Raw genomic sequence first — 21,667 nt, 5'->3', positions numbered from 1 at the left:
CACGTACAAAAAGGAAGCTCCCGTTGCCTGTAAAAACAAGCCGGGAGATTTTCCTTTTGCTTCGCAATGATTTTTGATTTACTTGGCCATGATTGCTTTCTCAACCTGCTCGTGAGCGTGATAAGAGCTGCGGACAAGAGGGCCTGACTCTACGTGATCAAAGCCCATCTCGTGGCCGATTTCTTTTATCTCGCGGAACTCTTCTGGTGTGTAATATTTGATGACAGGCAGATGCTTTTTGGTTGGCTGCAAATACTGCCCAACAGTGAGGATATTGCACTCCACCGCCCGCAAGTCTCCCATGGTTTGGACGATTTCTTCCATCGTCTCGCCAAGTCCCAGCATGATGCTCGACTTGGTCATTTGCCCTTCGCGAAGCTGCTTGGCATTTTGCAAGAGTGTCAACGAGCGCTGATACTTTGCCCTCGCCCGCACACGATCGGACAAGCGTTCTACCGTCTCAATATTGTGATTCAAAATATCCGGCTTCGCTGCCAATACGACCGCAAGCGATTCCTCAGAGCCGTTAAAGTCGGGGATCAGCACTTCAACCCCGGTGATTGGATTACGCGTACGAATGGCACGAATCGTTTCCGCAAAAATCGCGGCTCCGCCATCCTGCAAGTCATCACGAGCCACGGAGGTTACGACCACATGCTTTAATCCCATTTGGGCAGTCGCCTTGGCTACCTTTTCCGGCTCTTCTCTGTCCAGCTCGGTAGGCAGGCCCGTATTTACGGCACAAAAGCGGCAGGCCCGTGTGCAAATGCTCCCGAGAATCATAAACGTCGCTGTTCGATTGCTCCAGCACTCATAAATATTGGGGCACTTTGCCTCTTCGCAAACGGTGTGCAGCTCACTGCCACGCATGATCGCTTTTAGCTCTTTCATCTGGTCGTTTGTGTTTAGCTTTATTTTTAACCAATCAGGCTTGCGCTCAGACGTTGACACCCTCATTTACTTTGCTCCCCTCCTCTTGAAGCGCAGCTTGTTCTTGAAGAGTCTTACGATAACGCAGGATCGGTTTTCGTGCTGCGGTTACTTCATCCAGACGGGAGACGACTGTAGTATGAGGAGCTTCCTGAACAATCGCAGGATTTTCCTCTACTTCCCTGGCAATCTCAATCAACACGTCAATAAATTTATCCATGGTCTCTTTGGACTCTGTCTCTGTCGGCTCGATCATCATGCATTCATCGACAATGAGCGGGAAATAAATGGTTGGCGGATGATAGCCGAAATCGAGCAAACGCTTGGCAATATCGAGCGTGCGCACACCGAGTTTCTTTTGACGACGACCAGACAAGACAAATTCATGCTTGCAGACGCGGTCATACGCGAGATCGTAGTACGGTGCCAGCTTGCGCATCATGTAGTTGGCATTGAGCACCGCCTCTTCCGATACACGACGCAATCCTACTGGACCATTCGCACGGATATAGACAAACGTACGCAGCAAGATGCCAAAGTTGCCGTAATAAGCCTTTACACGTCCGATGGATTGCGGAATATCGTAGTCCAGGCGATACATCTCGCCATCCTTTACTACTTTTGGACGAGGCAAAAAAGGTACCAGTTCTTTTTTGCAGCCAATCGGACCCGCACCAGGACCGCCGCCGCCATGAGGTCCCGTGAACGTTTTATGCATGTTCAAGTGAACCACGTCAAAGCCCATGTCTCCCGGACGTGTAATCCCCAGGATCGCATTTGTATTCGCTCCATCGTAGTAGAGCATTCCGCCTGCTTCGTGAACGATTTTGGCAATTTCTACGATATTTTCTTCAAACAGACCAAGCGTGCTTGGATTCGTCAGCATGAGAGCGGCTGTGTTTGGACCGACAGCCTTGCGCAGCTCATCGAGGTTGACATTGCCTTGTTCGTCTGAAGAAATTGTGACGGTTTCCAGTCCAGCTACAGCTACACTTGCCGGGTTGGTTCCATGCGCCGTATCCGGTACGATAACCTGTGTCCGTTTCTCGCCACGGCTTTCATGATACGCACGAATCATCATCAGTGCGGTCCACTCACCTTGGGCACCTGCCGCAGGCTGCAGGCTCACTTCGTCCATGCCGGTAATTTCACATAGCTCGGTCTGCAAATCATAAAGCACCTGTAGGGCACCTTGCAGCGTATCTTCTGCTTGGTATGGATGAATTTTGGCGAAGCCAGCATAGCGCGCCACATCTTCGTTGATTTTCGGATTGTATTTCATCGTGCAAGAGCCGAGCGGATAAAAGGTAGTGTCGATTCCGATGTTGCGATTGGACAGCTCCGTATAGTGACGCATCAGGTCCAGCTCGGATACCTCGGGCAGCTCTGCCGGCGTTTGACGCAGGTACTCGGCCGGGAAAACAGAATCGAGCGCAACCTCTGGAACATCACATTCAGACAAGCTGTAAGCCACGCGACCTTTTTTGCTCATTTCAAAAATAAGTTCTTTCTCCTTGTTGTTACCCACGCCCGATTTCCTCCAATCCTTGGACAAGTGCATCAATTTCTTCTTTTGTACGCGCTTCTGTCACAGCCAGCAGCATATGGCCCTCTAGTTCAGGATAGTCGCGTCCCAGATCGTATCCACCGACGATTTTGCGCTTGAGCAGCTCGCGGTTTACTTCTGCTACAGATTTTGGAGCCTTTACAACGAATTCATTGAATACAGGATTGTGATGTACCAAGCTGTAGTCGGCTAGCTTGGCGATTTCACGAATCGCATACTGTGTTTTTTGTACGTTCAACCGCGCCATTTCCTGTACGCCCGTTTTGCCCAATGCAGACATAGCGACAGAGGCAGCGAGTGCATTTAATGCTTGGTTGGAGCAAATATTGGACGTCGCTTTTTCACGGCGGATATGCTGCTCACGCGCTTGCAGGGTGAGAACGAAGCCTCTTTTGCCTTCCTGGTCTGTCGTTTGTCCTACGATTCGTCCTGGAATTTTGCGCATCAGCTTTTCTCTCACAGCGAAATATCCGCAAGATGGTCCGCCAAGCTGCATTTGAATACCCAAAGGCTGCACTTCGCCCACGACGATATCTGCGTTATACGCTCCCGGTGGCTGAAGAACGCCCAGTGCCAATGGATTGGAGCTGACGACAAACAAACCTTTTTGTTTATGGACAATCTTTTCGATCGAGACCAAATCCTCAACCGCACCGAAGAAGTTCGGGTATTGAACCATTACCGCTGCTGTATTCTCGCCTACCGCACTCTCCAGAGCTGCGAGATCAGTCACGCCGCCTTTGCAGTCCACCTCAATGACCTCATAGCCCTGACCTTTTGCATTGACATGCAGAATCTCGCGTGCTTCCGGATGAACGGCTTTGGATACAACCACGTTCTTCCCGGATGCTCCGCCAACTGCCAGATTTGCTGCCTCGGCAAAAGCAGTTGCTCCGTCATACATCGAGGAGTTGGCTACCTCCATTCCAGACAGCTCGCAAATCATCGTCTGGAACTCAAAAATCGCTTGCAGCTCTCCCTGGCTGATCTCCGGCTGGTACGGTGTATAAGCTGTATAAAACTCGGAGCGCGAAATCACATGGTTGACCGTGCTCGGAATGTAATGATCGTAGATGCCTGCTCCGAGAAAGTAGGCATACTCACTAGCGTCTACGTTCTTTCTCGCTAGCTTGGTGAAATGCCGAACAGTATCCGGTTCTGATAAAGCTGCAGGGATTTGCAAGCTTCCTTTGAAACGCACGCTTTCAGGAATATCCGCAAAAAGCTCTTCGACGCTCTCGATTCCAAGAAAGGAGAGCATTTCAGCTTTGTCTTCTGGCGTCGTAGGCAGATAGCGATAATTCACCTTTATTCCTCCTCAACGAATGCCGCGTATTGCCCTGCAGTAAGCAGCCCGGACAGCTCATCTGGATTGGAAAGCTCAATTACGATCATCCAGCCTTGGCCGTATGCATCAGAGTTGATAACCTCAGGACTGTCCTCGAGCTCTCCGTTTACTTCCACGACTTTTCCACTTACTGGAGAAAACAGATCAGATACCGCTTTTACCGATTCAACCGTTCCCATCGTTTCGTCTGCGGTTACTTCAACGCCTACTTGCGGGATTTCTACGAAAACGAGGTCACCTAACTGGTTTTGGGCAAAATCTGTAATCCCTACGCGCACGCGATTTTCTCCCAATACCTCTACCCACTCGTGTTCCTTGCTGTACAACCAGTTCTCTACTACTTTACTCATGATTTGTTCTCCTCCAATGTATCTGCTAGTGGTTGATCTGTATGTGCCAAGCTTCCTTTATCGTTTATAAAATGGGGCTTTCACGGTAACAGCTTCGATTCGCTTGCCGCGAATTTCGACGGTGAGTGCTGTTCCAATCGCCGCGTAATCTGCTTTGATCAGAGCCAGACCTAGATTTCTCTTCAGGGTCGGAGATTGCGTTCCCGAGGTGACGTAGCCAATCGCTTCGTCTGTTTCCGCAGCATCTGCCGCATAGACCGGGTAGCCGGTGCGCGGGATTCCGCGTCCGATCAGCTCGATTCCGACAAGCTTACGAGAAACGCCCTCTTCCTTTTGCTTTTGGAGTGCTTTCTTGCCAATAAAGTCTGCTTCCTTTTGCAGCTTGACAGCAAAGCCGATGCCCGCTTCGAGTGGGCTGATGTCAGGGCCAAGCTCTTGTCCGTACAAAGGTAGCCTCGCCTCAAAGCGCAGCGTGTCTCTCGCTCCTAATCCACACGGAACAACACCATCTACTTTGCCTTCTTCAAGAATCTTTTCCCACAGGGCAGGAGCATCCGCTGCATCCAGATACAGCTCAAAGCCGTCTTCTCCGGTGTAGCCGGTGCGTGACACCAACGTTTTGATGCCAGCCACCTCGACATCGTCCTTGAAGGTAAAGTAGGCAATCTCGGACAGGTCTGCTTTGGTCATGCGTTGCAGCACTTTTTCTGCGATTGGACCTTGCAGTGCCAGCTGCGCTGTTTTGCTGCTAACATTTTCGATGGTCACATCGCCGATGGCATGAGATAAAATCCAGTCCACGTCCTTGTCGATGTTGGATGCGTTGATGACGAGAAGATACTTCTGCTCTCCCTGCTTGTAGACGAGCAAATCATCTACGATGCCGCCGTTCGGGTAGCAGAGCGCAGCGTACACCGCCTGATTGATCTGCAGCTTCGAAATGTCATTCGTAATCAAATATTGGACACACGTGGTTGCGTCTGGCCCTTCTATCGTCACTTCGCCCATGTGGGATACATCGAACAAGCCAGCCAACGTCCGCACGGCATGATGCTCTTCGATAATGCTGCTAAATTGAACAGGCAGCTCCCATCCGCCAAAATCAATGACCTTGGCTCCATAGTTGGCATAGAGCGGGAACAAAGGCGTTCTTTTTAATGCTTCCATCCTGGTTTTCTCCCCCAGTCATTTATTTCATGATGCGCTCTTTAATTGCTGCTCCCGTCGGCGTTACGGCAAGACCGCCAAGTGCTGTCTCCCGCAGTGCCCGCGGCATGTTTCTGCCAATGTCATACATCGCGCCGATCACTTCATCGCATGGCACCTGGCTTTCAATTCCCGCCAGTGCAATATCCGCTGCGGAGAATGCGATGGACGATCCGATGACGTTTCGCTTGATGCATGGCACCTCAACAAGCCCTGCTACCGGATCACACACCAGACCCAGCATGGATTTGAGTGCAATCGCTGCAGCATTGATCGCTTGACGAGGTGTCCCTTGCTTGAGCTCCACGATGGCTGCGGCAGCCATAGCAGTAGCGGAGCCTACCTCTGCCTGACAGCCTCCCGCTGCACCTGAGATAAAGGAACGGTTGGCAATCACATATCCGATTGCGCTCGCCGTAAACAATCCCATGACCAGATGCGCAAACGTAAACTTCTGGTTTTCATGGAGAGAGAACAGGCAGCCTGGCAAAATTCCAGCAGAGCCAGCTGTTGGCGTCGCTACGATAATCCCCATCCGCGCGTTCATTTCGGACGTGGCAAAAGCGAATTTCATCGCATCAGCGACAATATTGCCCGTGAGCTGCTCGCCTTTTTCCAGATAGCGCTCCATCTTGTACGCATCTCCACCAGAAATGCCGCTCGGAGCAAGGCTTTGGTCTATGACTCCCTGATCGATCGCTTCCTTCATTCTGACTAGGCGCAGCTTCATTTTTTCGCTGATTTCCTGTTCGGTCTGTCCCGACTTGCTGCTTTCGCGGGCAAGCATCGCCTCGGCAATGCTCCTATTGCTGCTTTCGCAAACCTCTTGCAGCTCGACCATTGATGTGAAGTTCATTTACAATCCCCCTACGTACGCCGCACAGCGTGGTTTCTCCTCATACAGCACCCTGATCTCAGTCAGGTCATAATCAGCATTCAATGGGATATCAACGGCGCACCCATTGATATGAAAGATTTTAGAGATTCCGCCCCCGAGTGAGACTCCGCCGATGACTACCGACACATTTTCTTTTCGCGCGGTGATGAGAACGGTATTGGGATGATCGTAATAAGGGCACTCCCCTTCACATGCGAAGGTAAATGCTACGTTGCGCACTGATGCGATCTCGATGGCATCCCTGATTCGCTTGTCATCGGTGTCCATACCGAGCAAGCCGCCAATGACTGCTTTATCCGTTCCGTGCCCTTTGTAGGTCTCCGAGAATGAATCGTAGAAAATGATTTGTACTGCTTCCGGTTCTCCTCCGAGAAAGTCATAAACAAACTTTCCGATCCATACCACTCCCGCTGTATGAGAGCTGGACGGACCTACCATGATCGGACCGATAATATCAAAGCAGCTATTGTATACCATGGTTGTGCCTCCTACCTACTGGACTGCGATCTTTTCATACAAGGGATACGCCTCGCAAAGCTTGCCGATTCGCTCACGTACCTGCTCGCTGACAGCAGCGTTGCCTTTTGCCTTCAATACGGTAGCGATTGCGCGTCCAATCACTTGCATTTCCTGCTCTCTCATGCCGCGAGTGGTAACCGCCGCTGTACCGATACGTACACCGCTCGTCACAAAAGGACTGGCTGTTTCGTACGGAATCGTATTTTTGTTAACAGTGATGCCTGCTTCCTCCAATAGAGCCTCCGCTTCCTTACCTGTTAATCCCCATGGGCGTACATCCAAAAGCACGAGATGATTATCTGTTCCGCCAGACACCAATGTCGCGCCTTCTTGGAGCAAGGTAGCAGCCAATGTGGAAGCATTTTTGACAACATTTTCTGCGTAGGTTTTAAAGCTCGGCTGCAGTGCCTCTTTAAAGGAAACTGCTTTTGCTGCGATCACATGCATCAACGGACCGCCCTGAATCCCAGGGAAAATCGCCTTGTTGATTCCTTTGAAAATTTCCTCGTCGTTGGTCAGAATGATGCCGCCGCGTGGACCACGCAATGTTTTGTGCGTCGTGCTCGTCACCACATCCGCATAGGGAACAGGAGATGGATGCAACCCAGCTGCTACGAGACCTGCGATATGTGCCATGTCCACCATGAACTTGGCTCCGATTTTGTCCGCGATTTCTTTGAATTTGGCGAAATCAATCTGGCGGGGATAGGCGCTTGCTCCGGCAATGATCAGCTTCGGGCGCTCGCGAAGTGCTGTCGCTTCTACCTCGTCGTAATCGATCAGATGATTGTCTTCTCTCACACCGTAAGCCACTACGTTGAACCATTTCCCCGACAGGCTAACCGGACTTCCGTGGGTCAAGTGCCCACCATGAGAAAGATTCATGCCCATGATCGTGTCGCCCGGCTGAAGCAGAGAGAAAAAGACCGCTGTATTGGCTTGTGCGCCAGAGTGAGGCTGAACATTCGCGTACTTGGCACCGAACAAGGCGCAGATGCGATCAATCGCGAGCTGCTCAACCACATCTACATGCTCGCAGCCACCGTAGTAACGTTTGCCCGGGTAGCCCTCTGCGTATTTATTGGTCAGTACTGAGCCCATCGCTTGCATGACTTCTTCGCTGACAAAGTTTTCCGATGCGATCAGCTCCAGCGTCCGATGCTGCCGCTTGTTTTCATTTTCAATGGCCGAAAAAATTTCAAAGTCACGATCCTGCAAACTCATGAACGCTCCTCCTATTTGCTACCTTTCCTCGTGTTTTTGGAATACAAAAAAGGACGAAGGAAAGATAGATTAACGTGTAATCTACCTTTCCTCTGTCCTTTTTACCTGAGAGTTTAGCTTCGGCGCTCGTTCCTGTGTGCATAACAGCAGGCTGTTGTCGAAGCGTTCCCCTTGGGTGGCTTTTTCAAGCGCTCTCCAGAGGTGCGTCCAATTGTAGTACTCTTTACCTGAGAGATTAATCCCAAGGATTTTTGGGACTTGCTCCTTCGGTGCCAGTCAAAGCATCTGGTCTCTCCTACAATCATCATCCGCCATATGAAATTTTGTCATTCTTGCCAAAAGCAACTGCTCAGACTATCTATCGGCTCAGCTGGTGAATCCCTTGCCCAAGTGCTCCTTCTGCTGCCTCCATGATGATCTCGCCCAAGCTTGGATGCGCATGGATCGTATGAGCAATGTCTTGCAGCTTGTGCCCTTTTTCAATCGCCAGACCAATTTCTCCGATCAGGTTGGATGCTTCTGGTCCAACGATTTGTCCTCCCAGGATTGCACCTGTTTCGCTGTCTCCGATGATTTTCACAAATCCGTCTCCCGCATTCAGGGAAAGTGCCCGCCCGTTTGCAGCATACGGGAATTTCCCAATCGAAACCGTATAGCCCTGGTTTTTGGCTTCCGTCTCATTCAGACCGACACTTGCGATCTCCGGATCTGAGAAGACGACAGCAGGTATCGTTTTATAGCTGACGGAGCTGTCCAGGCCAGCAATGACTTCTGCGGCGATTTTGCCTTCGTAGGATGCCTTATGCGCCAAGGCCAGACCTTCTACGATATCGCCAATCGCATAAATGTTGGGCACGCTCGTTTTGCACTGCTGATCTACCTGGATGAAACCACGCTCAGTCAATTTCATATTTACCGTTTCAAGTCCGAGCTGATCGATGTTCGGGCGTCTGCCTACTGTAATCAGCAAATATTCTGATGATACCTGATGCAGCTCACCTTTCACTTCATACGTAATCGTGGCCTCAGCTGCTGTTTGCTGCGCTTCTTTGGCGATCGCTCCCGTATGCACCTCTACGCCCAGCTTCTTTAGCTTTCGTCCTACGAAGCGGGACATTTCTTTCTCAAACCCAGGCAAAATCGAGTCCGATCCCTCGAGAATCGTTACTTTGGCACCGAGCTTGGCATACGTCTGTCCCAGCTCGATTCCGATATAGCCTCCACCGATCACAACCAGGCTTTTCGGAATTTCCGTGAGCGTAAGCGCTTCCGTAGAAGAAAGAATCCGTCCCTCATACGGGAAAGCTTTTAGCTCAATCGGTCTGGAGCCAGTAGCGAGGATACAATGTGCAAAGCGGTAAAGACTCGTTTCTTCTCCGTTTATCACCTGTACCAGATCGTCGCCCACGAGCCTCGCTTCGCCCTGGATTCGCTGGACCTTGTTTCCTTTGAGCAGCGACTTGACGCCACCTGTTAATTTATCGATCACACTTTGCTTCCATTCCTGCACTTTGGCAAAGTCGACGCTGACTCCCGCTACCTGCAATCCGATCTCCTGGGAATGCGTTGTCGCTTCGTACTGATGTGCTACCGAAATGAGTGCCTTGGAAGGAATGCAGCCTTTGTTCAAACAAACACCGCCAACCACCGCTTCTTTTTCCACAATCGCTACTTGCTTACCTAATTGAGCAGCTCGAATCGCTGCGACATATCCCCCTGGACCAGAGCCAATGACCAGGACATCAAGCTGCTCCACTACTCCGTTCTCTGCCATGGTTTTCCCCCACTTATTTCTCTCTATTTATGCGCTTTGTATGATCAGCTTGTGCGAATGCGCAGCCGATCCGAAAACAATTCCTCTGGACTCGACAGCGCAAAGCCCTGATCTGGATCAAAGTCTAGCGTCAATACGTCGCCCAAATTGCGCTTCGTCAAAAGATCGATGCAGAACGGAATCCTGTTCTGGTAGACCAGCGTATCGTTTTTTCTCAATTCGTCAACCGCTAGCTGGACGGAAAAAGCACATCCACAATCTCCCGACATCACTACGTCAATCCGCAGAGCAGTGTCCTGTGGAAAGCTAAGCTTGCTGAGTTCACTGCGAGCAGCGTCCTTCACCGTAAGCTCCATGTTCTTGTTCCCTGCCTCCTTTCCCATCGCGCCATCCTCCGCTTAAACCTTTTTTACGAACACCAAAAAAGGACAGGAGAAAGATAGAGTGACGATACTCTACCTTTCCTCTGTCCTTTTTACCTGAGAGTTTAACTTCGTCCAACTAGCCCGAAGTATTCCCCTTGGGTGGCTTTTTCAAGCGCTCTCCAGAGGTGCGTCCAATTGTAGTATCTGGTACCTGAGAGATTGATCCCAAGGGTTTTATGGGACTTGCTCCTTCGGTGCTAAACCTGTTTGTTTAGTCTCTCCTACAATCATCATCCGCCGCTATTCAATTGATGGATAACTTTTCATTAAGTAAATCACATCCATCTTATCCGTGTCAATTCTGAAAAAAAATATTATTCAGGCATTATAAAATAGCAGAACATAAGAAGGGAAAAGAGTGGCTTGCTCCCCCTTCTCCCCAACATTCGCTAAGGTATAATTATTCTGCTGCCTGCTCATCCAGAAACGCTTTTACTACCTGATAAAAACCGTCAGGATCATCTGAATGAACCCCGTGACCGCATTGTTCAAAAGTCTCCAGCTTTGTGTTTGGTCTACGCGATACCATCAGCTCTGCTTGCTTTGCGTCTAGTACAAAGCTTTTTTTACCATGAATCAGCATGATTGGACATGTAGAGGAAAGCCAGTCTTCCCACCAGCTGCCATTAATGTTTTTCTGAGAGATATTCATTCCTTTTAAATCTGTACGAAACCCCCACCCTTTTTCATCCTCAAATACACTCTCAGAAAAATAATCGATGGCTCGCACACCTACACGTTCAAGAGATTCCCTCAATTCTTTTAGCGAAGCAGAACGCTCGGGGAGCAGCTCCACGAAAGAAATATCCACTGAAATGTCTGCACCGACGTCCTCCACAATAACGGCTTTGACCAATTCAGGGTAGCGTGCAGCAAACTGGTATGCGTTGACTCCGCCCAAGGAATGTCCCACGATCGTCACAGGTCGCCCGCCAAGCTCTGTACGAACCAAGCTTAGAATGTCATTGACGTAGCTCTCTCTTGTGTAGTCCTTTTGTGGCGGATGCTCACTCCAGCCATGGCCCCGTTGATCCAAACCAATTACTCGCCAATCTTTTTGAAATGCCTCGGCAAATGCGGAAAAAGTGCGTGCATCATTCATATGTCCGTGCAGCAGAAGCAGTACATTTGGACTCTCTCCCCCATAGTCGAGGTAGGATAGCTTGATATCACCAGATTGAAAATATTTTCTTGTCGCCAAATGATTGTCTGTGGGATGAGACATGTTATTTCCTCCTTTTTTTCTTCTGTATCGTGTGTGGCTTGCTTTCCTCTTCACTCTATCAGACAATAGTGACAGATCATGTCATAATTAAAATGGGAGTACAGTAAAATCCATGCCAAAATCCAAGAGACTGCTGGAACTCATGCTGACCGTCAATCGCAAACGGAAATTCACCGTCAAGGAGCTTGCTCAGGAGTTTGGCGTATCCACGCGAACGATCCTGCGAGATTTGCAGGAGCTGAGCGAGCTCGGCGTGCCCCTTTATTCGGAAGTCGGTCCTCATGGTGGCTATCAGGTTCTCAAGGAAAGAATCTTGCCGCCGATCGCTTTCACTGAAGAAGAAGCCGTTGCCATCTTTTTTGCGATTCATGCCCTGCGCCACTATTCCTCGTTGCCTTTTGCAGCAGAAGCTTCTTCCGCATTGAAAAAGTTTTATCAGTTCATGCCACAGGACGTCCGCGAACGGATCGAACAAATGAGAAACCGTGTTGATTTCATTACACCGACCAGACAAGCCAGCTCACCCTATTTATCCATCCTCCTCGACGCTGCGATCCAGCAAAATGTCATCCTCATCGATTACGAATCAAAGGATAAACGGGCTAATCGAAACATACAACCGATTGGCATCTATACGAGAAATGGCCTGTGGTACTGCCGCGCTTTTTGCTTCCAAAGCGATGATATTCGCGTATTTCGCTGTGATCGCATCCATTCTGCTGTTGCATCTAACACAAAGCCGAGGGATCTATGGAATATGCATCTGGGCAATAGCGCCAGCAATCAGGTAGAGGAGCAGGAGCAAATTTCACTTGTGGCAGAGCTGACTAAAGCGGGGGTACAGGCATGCGAGGCTGAACCAGGTCTTGTAACCCTGCTCCATTTTCGAAAAGATGGGACCGGCTTGCTGGAAGGCAGCATAGCGAAGCGAGACCTGTTGTATTTTGCCAAGTTCTTCATCAGTGTCGGAAAAGACGTGACCGTGAAGCACCCGCCAGAGCTTTTGAACTGCATGAAAAGCTATTTAACTGAGCTCTCGTCTCACTATTCATTTACTTGAACAGTTAGTAAAAAAGCAAAAAGCCAGGGACAACTCTCCCTGGCTTATACACATTACACGTTACAGCAGTCCTTCCTTTTGCGCTTTTTGTATCGCATCATCCCGGTTCCGCACACCGAGCTTGTCATACAGAGCTGACGCATAGTTACGTACGGTCCCGTCAGACAAATACAGCTTTGACGCGATTGTTTTATACCGCATGCCTTGGGAAAGCAACTGTAAAATTTCCAGCTCCCGCTTCGTTAACCCATAAAAATTCTCGTCTTTTTCGCTTATTTTCGGTGCAACGAGCAAATTTCCCTGTTCGTTTGCAACCTGTGCATCCAGCATTTTATGAAACAGGTCCTGTGCAATCATCGTACCGCCGCGATGGACGAGGCGAATCGTTTCCGCAAGCTCACGTGATTCAATCGATTTCAACAGATAGCCGTCTGCGCCACTGCGCATGATTTCCTTGGCTTTTTCGGTATCCTGAAACGTAGACAGGACGAGGACACGAATATTTGGCCATTTTTCCTTCATCCGTTTTGTCGCAGTGATTCCGTCTATATTCGGCATCTCGAGGTCCATCAGCACGAGGTCTGGTTCCAGCTCCTCACACAGCTCCAGAGCTTGCGCCCCATCCTCTGCCATCCCGACTACCTGCAAATCCCGTTGTCCCTCGAGTATGGTGCGCAAGCTTTCCCGAATGAACGAGTGGTCATCCACAATAAACAAACGAATGATTTCATCGGCGCTCTCTACCAGCCTCGGCACAAAACAAGTAACGAGCGTTCCTTCTCCCCGCTCTGAGTATACGGATACTCTTCCTTGCAAATGAGCGGCCCTCTCTTTCATCGCGGTGATCCCGAAGCCATCCTTCCAGTTTTCCACCCCGTAACCGTTATCCTGTACTTCCAGCCTCGTCTGTTGCGGCTCAAAATGCAAAGAAACGACGATGTCCGTTGCTTGACCGTGGCGTACCGCGTTCGTCAAAGATTCCTGCAAGCAGCGAAACAAGGTCATTTTCACTTGCTTCCCGACCAGATACTCTTCTCCGATTGCACGAAAACGTACATTTACCTTTGCATGTGTCTGAAATTCTTCCGCAACCTGCCTCAGCGTATGGACCAAGGGAAGCGTCTCTTGTGGTGACTCCATCTGATGCAAGTACCCTCGCACTTCCTCCATGCTTCTTCGAGCGAGCTGCAAGAGGGAATCGAGCTTGTGCTCCCCTTCCTGCGACGCCACATCCGGGCGCAAGGTTTCCAATCCCATGATAATCGAGGTATACGAATGCCCCATCGTGTCATGCAGGTCCTTGGACAGCCGGTTCCTCTCCTCCAGCAGCGTCACTCTCTCCATTTGCGTGAGGTACTGCTCCAGCACACTGTTTTGCTTGCGAATAATTTCATTTTGGCGGTGATTGACGATGAGCAAATGAAAGGCAAACCCCATCACATAAGCAAGTCCGACTTGTGAAAAAATCTTTATCACGTCAATCCCGTGTGAAAAAAGCACAATCAGCATGGGAAGAAGAACAATCGTAATCGGAGCCGACCAGCGATACGATTTCTCCGCACTGTTGGCAGCAATCATAAAAGCTGGCATCAAAAGAGTAAGATAAGCCTCCGGAAACAAGGACGTCAGATACAGACAAACGCCGCCAAACAAAAGCATTTCTGCGACCAGGTAGTATCTGTAGCTCAGCATTAAACAAATCCACGGGACGGAAAAAGCAATGATTTGCCAAAACACAACAATCCAAAGGGAGAGTGTGAGATGCTCTTCCAATTGTACAGTCGTAAAGGTAATTGAGAAGCAACTGATCAGACGTATAAAAAACATGATCCAGTCATACCAGATCCATTGCTTTACGATATCGAGCAAGCCATATCATCCCCTAATTGCTTTGAACATCAAGCGCGTGTAACCACCAATCAATTGTACCAGTCCATTGCCAAGCTTGGAGCACCCGATCATGAGTATGAACCCTAAACTCATCAGAAGTAAAGCCTTCAGCTCCGAATCCACAGCGATCCCCATAAAATTGATCTCCGTATACGGGTAGAGCAGCGGTACAAACGCAAACAAAACGGGTGCGATGTAAATGAGCATTCCAATCACAAGACAACTGATCCCGATTACAAATTTTTGCATCAGCCAAAAAACGGACATCCAGTTTCTTCCATCTGTTAATTCTGCCTTCGCTTGCGTCCATTGATTTCCTTTTGCTCTTTTTCTTGCTGCCAATGGCTCAATCGAGATATCTGTATAAATCTTTGTCTGAATACGTTCATGCTGGACAAAGGTTTGCGTTGTCCGCAATACGTTCGTAAGCAACGGAATTCCCACTACGGTAAATGACAATGCCAGACCAAGCGCAATCCCGCTCAAATAAAAGCAAAAGTAAAACACACCCGAAGCAAATGTAAACAGCATGAAGAAAAAATTTTGCATGTTTCGCATGATCGCTCTTTTCATCAAAGCCAACTCTCTCCTGTCTATACCTTTTCCGACACAATTGATGACGGTCTGCCCTTACCGTAATCCACTGCGCGTCACATGAACCAGTGCCAAAATGTCATATGACAGGTCAAGTCATGCCAATTCATCAGCCACAGCAGTTTTTTGGGTAAAGCGGAAAAGTGATGACAGGAAGTAACTACCGAGTATGACGCGTGCTTTGCCATACTGTACCCAAGCTCTCACTCTCGGAGTCGGCGCTCACAAACTTGCTTACCAAAAACAAAAGGAGAATCGCACATGAAAAAAGCTTTTCAAAAAATGAGTCTCACCGTATTTCTGCTCTCCACGACCTTGGTTGCCGCATGCACGCAGCCCCTCGGTGCCGTTGAATCAAAGCCGACTGCTTCCCCTGCTGCCCCCAGCATAAAAGGTCCCCTGGATGCCAAAGAAGTCGAAGCGTTTGCCGATCCACTGTTTGCAGACAAAATGAAAAAATTTAATGTGAATGGTTCCAGCTTCGTTGTCGTCCGTGATGGCAAAGTCATTGTGAATAAAGGCTACGGCTTCGCTGACAAGGAAAAAAACATCCCTGTTGATAAAGACACGGTCTTCCAAATTGCTTCTGTAACGAAAACCTTTACCGCGCTGGCTGTCATGCAGCAGGTTGATGCGGGCAAAATGGACCTGCATCACAATGTAGAGGAATACCTTGGGGGGCTAAAGATTCCCAATACGACGGGCAAATCCCTCACCCTCTATGACATGCTTACCTATACAAGCGGCGTAGACTTGCCTGATATTACGACGTTTATCGGGCCGGAATATATTGGGCAGGACATCTCAATGGAAGAGTTTCTTCCGAAGCATATGCCGACCGTCATTCGCCCTCCTGGAGAGGCCTATACGTATGACAATTTTGGATTCTTACTCGCTGGATACGCGGTCGAAAAAGTAAGTGGAATGCCATTTGCCCAGTATATGGACGAAAAAGTGTTCAAGCCTCTCGGAATGAGCTCCTCTAGCGTTCGCTTTAAGCCCGAGTTGTTAAAACGCATGGCCGCTCATTACGGCTCGACTGGCGAGCCACAACCGACATTTGGTCATGCTCCGACCGATGGACCACAGGGAAGCATTCTATCAACCGGGGAGGATATGGCTAGGTATATGATCATGCAGCTGCAAAACGGAAAATTTGAAGGAAAAGAGATCGTCAGCAAGAAAAGCATGGAGTTGATGCACGCTTACCAGATTTTCGTGGAAAAGGACATTCCGATCACAACTGTAGGGTTTGAAACCTATTTTAACGAGCTGGCAAATGGTCAGCATGTTGTTTTGAAGGGTGGAAACATGCCAGGACATTCTTCCCTGATGGTATTGATACCGGAGCAAAAAACCGCCTTTTTCATGTCTTACAACAACGATTCCATGATGAGCGTCGATATTTACAAGGAATTCATGGATCATTATTTCCCGGAAAAAGAAAAGGCAGAGCCTGTTTACTTGCCTTTGAGTGAAACGGATGCGCAGCGCTATATCGGCTTGTACCAAAATACACGTGCATTGGCGATCCGTACTTCTTTTGCGTATGAGAATGGCTCGCTCGTGCTTGAAGATGAGATTAACGGAAAACAAAAGCTGCGTATGATTCACCCACTACTGTTTGTAGATGAAGAAGGCAGTAAAATTGCATTCAAGGAAGACAAGGACGGCAGTATTACGTATTTCTATTATTCCACGCAAAAAGGCGTAGGGGTCGTCGCTCATTCGCAAAAAATGGATAACAAGCAAACGTTCTCCGACGTGCCGAGCACCAGCAGCTATCAGAACTATATCAACAACCTCAGCGCTCTTTCCATTATGGGCGCGAAAAAGGGAAGCCAATTTGATCCGACAGGGACGATGACACAAGGCGAATTTACTGATGCTCTGATCAAAGCACATGGCTGGAGCGTATTTCCCGGGCAAGCGGAAGGAATTAAACAGCAAATGGCTGCGGGCATCCCTAATTTGAACCCTTCGGCACCAATCACAAGACAAGTCGCTGCTGTCATGATCCAAAATTTGAAGCAGCTTGAGCCTGTGGCAACCAGCAAAGTGACGCTGCAAGACACTGCCGACACATGGGCAAAAGATGCGATCACTGCACTTGTTTCACAAGGCATCGTCGATCCTGATACAAAAGTAGACGCAGATGGCTCTTTCACATTCCGTGCAAAAGATTTACTGAAGCGTCAGGAAGCCAGTGCCTTGCTTGATTTAGCATTTGGCTACTATTCGCTGCCAATTAAACGATAAAGAGCATTTTCCTCTTTTTGGGATAAAGTAAGGAGTTGTTGTAAAACCTACTCCTTTGAGGGAGGTGACTGGTCGTGGAAAATAGCGATAAACACAACGGACAAGCTGAGCAAAAAACTACAAGCGAATTAAATGAAAAGGAAATCGAGCTTCAGCATCAATTTCAAATGTTCCCTACCCCGGATGAAAAACGTGCTTCAAAAGTGATCACCGAGCTGAAAGATTAATGATACGAAGAAAAAAGAATGGGAAACTCTCTCCCCCATTGTAAGGCTGCCCTAAAACTCGGCAGCCTTTCTTCGTGTAAATAAAAGAATCCGCCTATAGGAGACGGATTCTCGCCAGTATCTTCAAGTGTTTTCTAGTAACTGCTGCGCTTTCCAAAGATGAGCGACAGGACGAACAAGATCAAAAAAACAACAAACAAGAATTTTGCGATACCCACTGCAGCCGAAACAATCCCCGTAAACCCGAATATTGCCGCAATAATGGCAATGATCAGAAACAGCATAGACCATCGTAACATGTGGATCACCCTTTCCTGGTTTTGCTTCTTCTTGTCTTATCGTTCCTGCTCATTATTAACCACTTTTCTCGTGTATGAAACAAAAAGAACCGCCGCGAAAGCGATGGGTTCCATCTGCTTGCGTGGCGGTTCCCCTTTTCATTTTGATAGGTACCGTTATTTTCTGTAAATTCTTTCTTGAGGGACAAAATCGGTGTAGGGAAGTCCATCTGGCACAAAAAGAATCGACTCCTTGCTCCCTAGCCCGAGAAAGCCCCCGTCAGCCAGGCTCCCGTAAATCAACCGATGGACATGATGCTGCAACTCTTGATCGAAATAAATCAGGACGTTGCGGCACAGGATCACATGAAACTCATTCAGAGATCCATCCGTCACCAGGTTATGCTGCGCGAACACGAGATTCTCACTCATGCTGGGGCGAAAATACGCAAAGCGATGGTCGGTGGCGTAGTATTCGGAAAAAGCCTTCGTTCCTCCGGCCTCCAAGTAATTTTTTGTGTACTGCTGCATTTTCTTTAAGGGAAATGCCCCTTTCTGCGCCGCTTCAATCGCCTTTTCATTCATATCTGTTCCATAAATCCTCGTCTTGTGGGCTAATCCCTCCTCCAACATCAGGATCGCCATGGAGTAAACTTCTTCCCCCGTTGCACAGCCAGCGTGCCATATCCGAATCTCAGGCAGCCCCAGTAGCAAGGGCACGACCTCTTTGCGAAAAGCGACAAAAAAACTTGGATCTCGAAACATTTCGGTCAGGCGAATGGACAAGTCGTTCAGTAATCGCTCCAAAGCTCCTTGCTCATGCAGCACCTTTTCCAATAATGCTGTGATTGTGGGAAGTCCCTCCGCCATCATCCGATTTACGATTCGCCTGCGCAGCGATGCCCGCACATACCCGCGAAAATCGTAGCCGTACATTTGATAAAGACCTTCCAAGAGCAGGTTGATTTCTATTTGTTGCCGCTCGTCGTGAACCACATTCTCCATAGCTGTCAAAGAATCGGTGGATAGGTCTGGTAATGGAGTGTCCATTTCGAGTTCACCTACTTCTATTTCGTCAGCCATACCCGCATCAGCGAGAACAGCTGGTCTATATGTAATGGCTTCATAATATAATCGGAAGCCCCGGTTTCCAAGCATTTTTCTCTTTCGTGCTTCATCGCTTTGGCAGTCAGCGCGATGATGGGCAACTGGTCTAGCCCCAGCTCCTGACGTATGATCTTCATCGCTTCATAGCCATCCATGATCGGCATCATAATATCCATCAGGACCAGATCGTACTCCTCAGCACCCTGCAGCTTCTCCACTGCTTCTCTGCCATTCTGTGCTACCTCCACCGAAACTCCTTTTCGTTCCAGTGTAGTAACGAGCGCATACACATTTCTGGCATCGTCATCGACTAACAGTACACGCTTTCCCTGGAAGAGCTTTTCTTCGGGAGCAGCTGTGACCATATCCAACCAGCTCGCAGCCTCAGCCCCTCGTTCCGCAGGCACCATACTCCCCGTTGCTGCCACTTCGTCCGTTACCAGAAGTCCCGTATCTTGTCGATCTGGAGGAGCATCGTCCCGTTTGCTTGGAAGGTACAGAGTAAACGTACTTCCTTTATTCGGTTCGCTTTCAACCACGATGACGCCACCCAAAAGCCGCGTAAACTCACGGCAAATCGAGAGTCCAAGTCCGGTCCCACCGTACTGTCTATTGGTCGTACCATCGACCTGCTGGAACGCTTCGAAGATGAGCTCCTGTTTGTCGCACGGGATTCCGATTCCTGAATCTATCACTGAAAATTCTAATACCGTCTCTTCTTTCAGGTCAGGAAGCAGCTCCTTTACACGCAACGGATTCGCTGGACCTATCCGCAGCGTCACGCTTCCCTGTTCAGTAAATTTACATGCATTTGACAACAGGTTTTTCAATATTTGATGCAGTCTCTGCCCATCCGTCAATATAAGATCGGGTGTGTCTGGATGGACGTGTACTTCAAAGTCCAACTGCTTTGTCGTAGTTACTGGTTCAAACATGCTTTGCATCAGCTGCGGGATTTCCGAGACATTGACTTCATCTGTCATGATCTCAATTTTCCCAGCCTCGATTTTGGATAAATCAAGAATATCGTCAATGAGGCGAAGCAAGTCTTGCCCCGCTGTATAAATGACCCGGGAGTACTCTTCCACTTCCGCCTCGTCCGTTTCTGACTGACTGTTTTCCATTAGCATTTGTGACAGGATCAAAATGCTGTTCAGCGGCGTGCGCAGCTCATGGGACATGTTTGCTAGAAAATCAGTCTTGTACTGCGAGCTCTCCTGTAGCTTGCGCGCGTAGTCTGCCAGCTCATCCTTTGCTTTTTGCAACTCATCTGCCCGCTGCTGGGCAAAAAGATTTTGTTCTTCCAAAAATTCATTGGTCATGCGCAGCTGATCTTGCTGCATCTGCAATTCTTCTGATTGGGTCTGCAGCTCCTCCGACTGTGTCTGCAGCTCTTCGGTCATCACTTGCGACTCGCTGAGCAAACGCTCCACTTCCATCCTTCCCAGAACGCTGACGATCGATTGCCCAAATTTCTCCTGCAGCAAATCCAAGAGTGTTAAGTGCGCTGCTTCAAACGGCTGAAACGCAGCCAGCTCGACGACTGCCTCTACTCTTCCTTCCACCATGATCGGAGCGACCACTAAATGGCGAGGCGAGGCTTCCCCTAAGCCAGAGGTGACCTTGATGTAATCTTCTGGCAAATGATCGATGAGAAAAATTCGTTTATCCACCGCACACTGACCAACTAGACCTTCCCCCAAGCGAAAGCTGTCCGCAGCATGCTCCTGATTCACAAGTGCGTAGTCTGCCACTCGAATGAAGATCGTCTCAGCACTATGATTTTTCCGTAAATAGACGACGCCGTATGCCGCTCCCAGCTTTGGCGCAAGCCTGCCAACAAAAGCTTTAGCAAGTGTCTGAATATCAGTTATACCCTGATAGATTGTAGAAATTTCCGTCATGCTCTTCTGTATCCAGCTCTGTCGCTCCAGACTGCCAAGCAAATCATTCGTCGCAAAAGCGAGCTCCCGCAGCTCGTCTTTTGTTTGCACCTCAATCCTTGCTGTCAGATCCACATCGGATGAATGATCGGTAATCTCTCGAATCGTTTTCACGACCTGCTTGATCGTGCTGACGATAGTTCTCGACAGATAGAGGGACAAGGCAAAAGTGATGATCGTTACGAAGCCGATAATCGCATACCAAATATAGAGCACCTTTTCATTGCTCTGATTCAGCTTCTCGATGCGCTCTGCCGCCACTCTCTTCTCATCCTCAAGAAAAGAATCGAGCTGTGTTCGCAGCTGATCCATCGCTTGTTTGCCTGTATTTTGTTCAAAATGATGCCGCAGAGCTTCCCCGTTGTTTTCCTTCTTTTTCTGGACGACGTACTCTCCGGTATTCGCCACCCAGCTTAAAATCAAAGGGCGGATTTGTTCCAGATTCCGTTGCTGCCCCGGATTATCCGCGAGCATCGTATACAGCTTGTTGTAGTTATCCTGCCAGCTGCGGCTTCCGATCTCATAGGGCTCCAGATACTGTTCATCCCCAGTAATCACATATCCGCGCATCCCTGTTTCCATATCCAGCACATTTTTTTGTACCTGGCTGGTCAACTCGTGTACGGTCATGTCATGATTGGATATAAACTCTATTTCAGCCTGCAAATCCTTCATCGCTTGATTCACGAGGAGAAGGGAAACGCCCAGACAAGCCACGATCGATACGTACACGATAAAAATTTTCGCCTGAATGTTCAGATTAAAACCTTTCATCGAGCTCGCCTTCTTTCATACGCTTCGTGTCAGAAAAAATATACCAACTATTCTACCACATTCGCTGCC

Annotated in this window: 19 protein-coding genes and 2 riboswitches; of the genes, 3 read left to right on the top strand and 16 right to left on the bottom strand. The window is 48.9% G+C overall.

The genetic code is table 11. The features are described from left to right. Positions 1–78: 78 nt before the first annotated feature. From lipA to SB752_RS07115, 11 genes are all read right to left on the bottom strand, one after another. The gene (lipA, locus tag SB752_RS07165; RefSeq protein ID WP_410714996.1) at positions 79–957 is read right to left on the bottom strand and encodes a lipoyl synthase; all 879 of its coding nucleotides are present in this window, start codon (positions 955–957) and stop codon (positions 79–81) included. Continuing rightward, positions 938–2,458, bottom strand: coding sequence for an aminomethyl-transferring glycine dehydrogenase subunit GcvPB (gene gcvPB, locus SB752_RS07160; protein ID WP_410714995.1), 1,521 nt, complete (start codon positions 2,456–2,458; stop codon positions 938–940). The genes lipA and gcvPB overlap by 20 nt, the downstream gene beginning before the upstream one ends. Then, a complete protein-coding gene (gcvPA, locus tag SB752_RS07155) occupies positions 2,451–3,758 on the bottom strand; it encodes an aminomethyl-transferring glycine dehydrogenase subunit GcvPA (protein WP_410715139.1) in 1,308 nt (435 codons plus the stop codon). The genes gcvPB and gcvPA overlap by 8 nt, the downstream gene beginning before the upstream one ends. Positions 3,759–3,805: 47 nt before the next feature. After that, on the bottom strand, positions 3,806–4,195 hold the full coding sequence (gcvH, locus tag SB752_RS07150; protein ID WP_410714994.1) for a glycine cleavage system protein GcvH: 390 nt from the start codon (positions 4,193–4,195) through the stop codon (positions 3,806–3,808). Between the two features lie 57 nt (positions 4,196–4,252). After that, a complete protein-coding gene (gene gcvT / locus SB752_RS07145) occupies positions 4,253–5,362 on the bottom strand; it encodes a glycine cleavage system aminomethyltransferase GcvT (protein WP_410714993.1) in 1,110 nt (369 codons plus the stop codon). A gap of 22 nt (positions 5,363–5,384) precedes the next feature. Beyond that, a complete protein-coding gene (gene sdaAA / locus SB752_RS07140) occupies positions 5,385–6,257 on the bottom strand; it encodes an L-serine ammonia-lyase, iron-sulfur-dependent, subunit alpha (RefSeq protein WP_410714992.1) in 873 nt (290 codons plus the stop codon). Continuing rightward, complete coding sequence (locus tag SB752_RS07135) at positions 6,258–6,776, bottom strand: serine dehydratase beta chain (protein ID WP_410714991.1); 519 nt, start codon at positions 6,774–6,776, stop codon at positions 6,258–6,260. It abuts the gene before it with no gap. Positions 6,777–6,791: 15 nt separating this feature from the next. Continuing rightward, positions 6,792–8,042: a serine hydroxymethyltransferase gene (gene glyA / locus SB752_RS07130; RefSeq protein WP_410714990.1), complete on the bottom strand. Its 1,251-nt coding sequence runs from the start codon at positions 8,040–8,042 to the stop codon at positions 6,792–6,794. Positions 8,043–8,246: 204 nt separating this feature from the next. After that, positions 8,247–8,350, bottom strand: a riboswitch (glycine riboswitch). A gap of 50 nt (positions 8,351–8,400) precedes the next feature. After that, complete coding sequence (gene lpdA / locus SB752_RS07125; RefSeq protein WP_410714989.1) at positions 8,401–9,816, bottom strand: dihydrolipoyl dehydrogenase; 1,416 nt, start codon at positions 9,814–9,816, stop codon at positions 8,401–8,403. Between the two features lie 44 nt (positions 9,817–9,860). Then, complete coding sequence (locus SB752_RS07120) at positions 9,861–10,199, bottom strand: iron-sulfur cluster biosynthesis family protein (RefSeq protein ID WP_410714988.1); 339 nt, start codon at positions 10,197–10,199, stop codon at positions 9,861–9,863. 170 nt (positions 10,200–10,369) lie between these two features. Next, positions 10,370–10,475, bottom strand: a riboswitch (glycine riboswitch). A gap of 166 nt (positions 10,476–10,641) precedes the next feature. Beyond that, positions 10,642–11,466, bottom strand: a complete 825-nt coding sequence (locus SB752_RS07115; RefSeq protein WP_410714987.1) for an alpha/beta fold hydrolase — start codon at positions 11,464–11,466, stop codon at positions 10,642–10,644. A gap of 112 nt (positions 11,467–11,578) precedes the next feature. Between SB752_RS07115 and SB752_RS07110 the strand changes: the two genes are divergently transcribed. Continuing rightward, complete coding sequence (locus tag SB752_RS07110) at positions 11,579–12,526, top strand: helix-turn-helix transcriptional regulator (protein WP_410714986.1); 948 nt, start codon at positions 11,579–11,581, stop codon at positions 12,524–12,526. A 60-nt stretch (positions 12,527–12,586) separates the two neighbouring features. Here the strand turns inward: SB752_RS07110 and SB752_RS07105 are convergent, their stop codons facing one another. Together SB752_RS07105 and SB752_RS07100 are read right to left on the bottom strand one after the other, a co-directional pair. Next, positions 12,587–14,395 (bottom strand): response regulator, encoded by a 1,809-nt coding sequence (locus SB752_RS07105; RefSeq protein WP_410714985.1) that lies wholly within the window; start codon positions 14,393–14,395, stop codon positions 12,587–12,589. 6 nt (positions 14,396–14,401) lie between these two features. Beyond that, entirely contained in the window at positions 14,402–14,989 is a 588-nt protein-coding gene (locus SB752_RS07100; protein WP_410715138.1) for a sensor domain-containing protein, read from the bottom strand. A 282-nt stretch (positions 14,990–15,271) separates the two neighbouring features. Between SB752_RS07100 and SB752_RS07095 the strand changes: the two genes are divergently transcribed. Both SB752_RS07095 and SB752_RS07090 read left to right on the top strand, forming a co-directional pair. Further along, complete coding sequence (locus SB752_RS07095; RefSeq protein ID WP_410714984.1) at positions 15,272–17,269, top strand: serine hydrolase domain-containing protein; 1,998 nt, start codon at positions 15,272–15,274, stop codon at positions 17,267–17,269. Positions 17,270–17,343: 74 nt separating this feature from the next. Beyond that, positions 17,344–17,496: a hypothetical protein gene (locus SB752_RS07090; RefSeq protein ID WP_410714983.1), complete on the top strand. Its 153-nt coding sequence runs from the start codon at positions 17,344–17,346 to the stop codon at positions 17,494–17,496. Positions 17,497–17,630: 134 nt separating this feature from the next. Here SB752_RS07090 and SB752_RS07085 read toward each other — a convergent pair whose 3' ends face one another. The 3 genes from SB752_RS07085 to SB752_RS07075 form a co-directional block, all read right to left on the bottom strand. Further along, positions 17,631–17,795 (bottom strand): DUF1328 domain-containing protein, encoded by a 165-nt coding sequence (locus SB752_RS07085; protein ID WP_084765652.1) that lies wholly within the window; start codon positions 17,793–17,795, stop codon positions 17,631–17,633. Between the two features lie 156 nt (positions 17,796–17,951). Further along, on the bottom strand, positions 17,952–18,824 hold the full coding sequence (locus SB752_RS07080; protein WP_410714982.1) for a CheR family methyltransferase: 873 nt from the start codon (positions 18,822–18,824) through the stop codon (positions 17,952–17,954). A gap of 17 nt (positions 18,825–18,841) precedes the next feature. Continuing rightward, positions 18,842–21,598 (bottom strand): CHASE3 domain-containing protein, encoded by a 2,757-nt coding sequence (locus SB752_RS07075; protein ID WP_410714981.1) that lies wholly within the window; start codon positions 21,596–21,598, stop codon positions 18,842–18,844. Positions 21,599–21,667: the final 69 nt, after the last annotated feature.

It is taken from the genome of Brevibacillus sp. SIMBA_040, assembly GCF_046535075.1.
Taxonomy (GTDB): Bacteria; Bacillota; Bacilli; order Brevibacillales; family Brevibacillaceae; genus Brevibacillus.
This window is presented reverse-complemented; position numbering and strand designations above follow the sequence as displayed.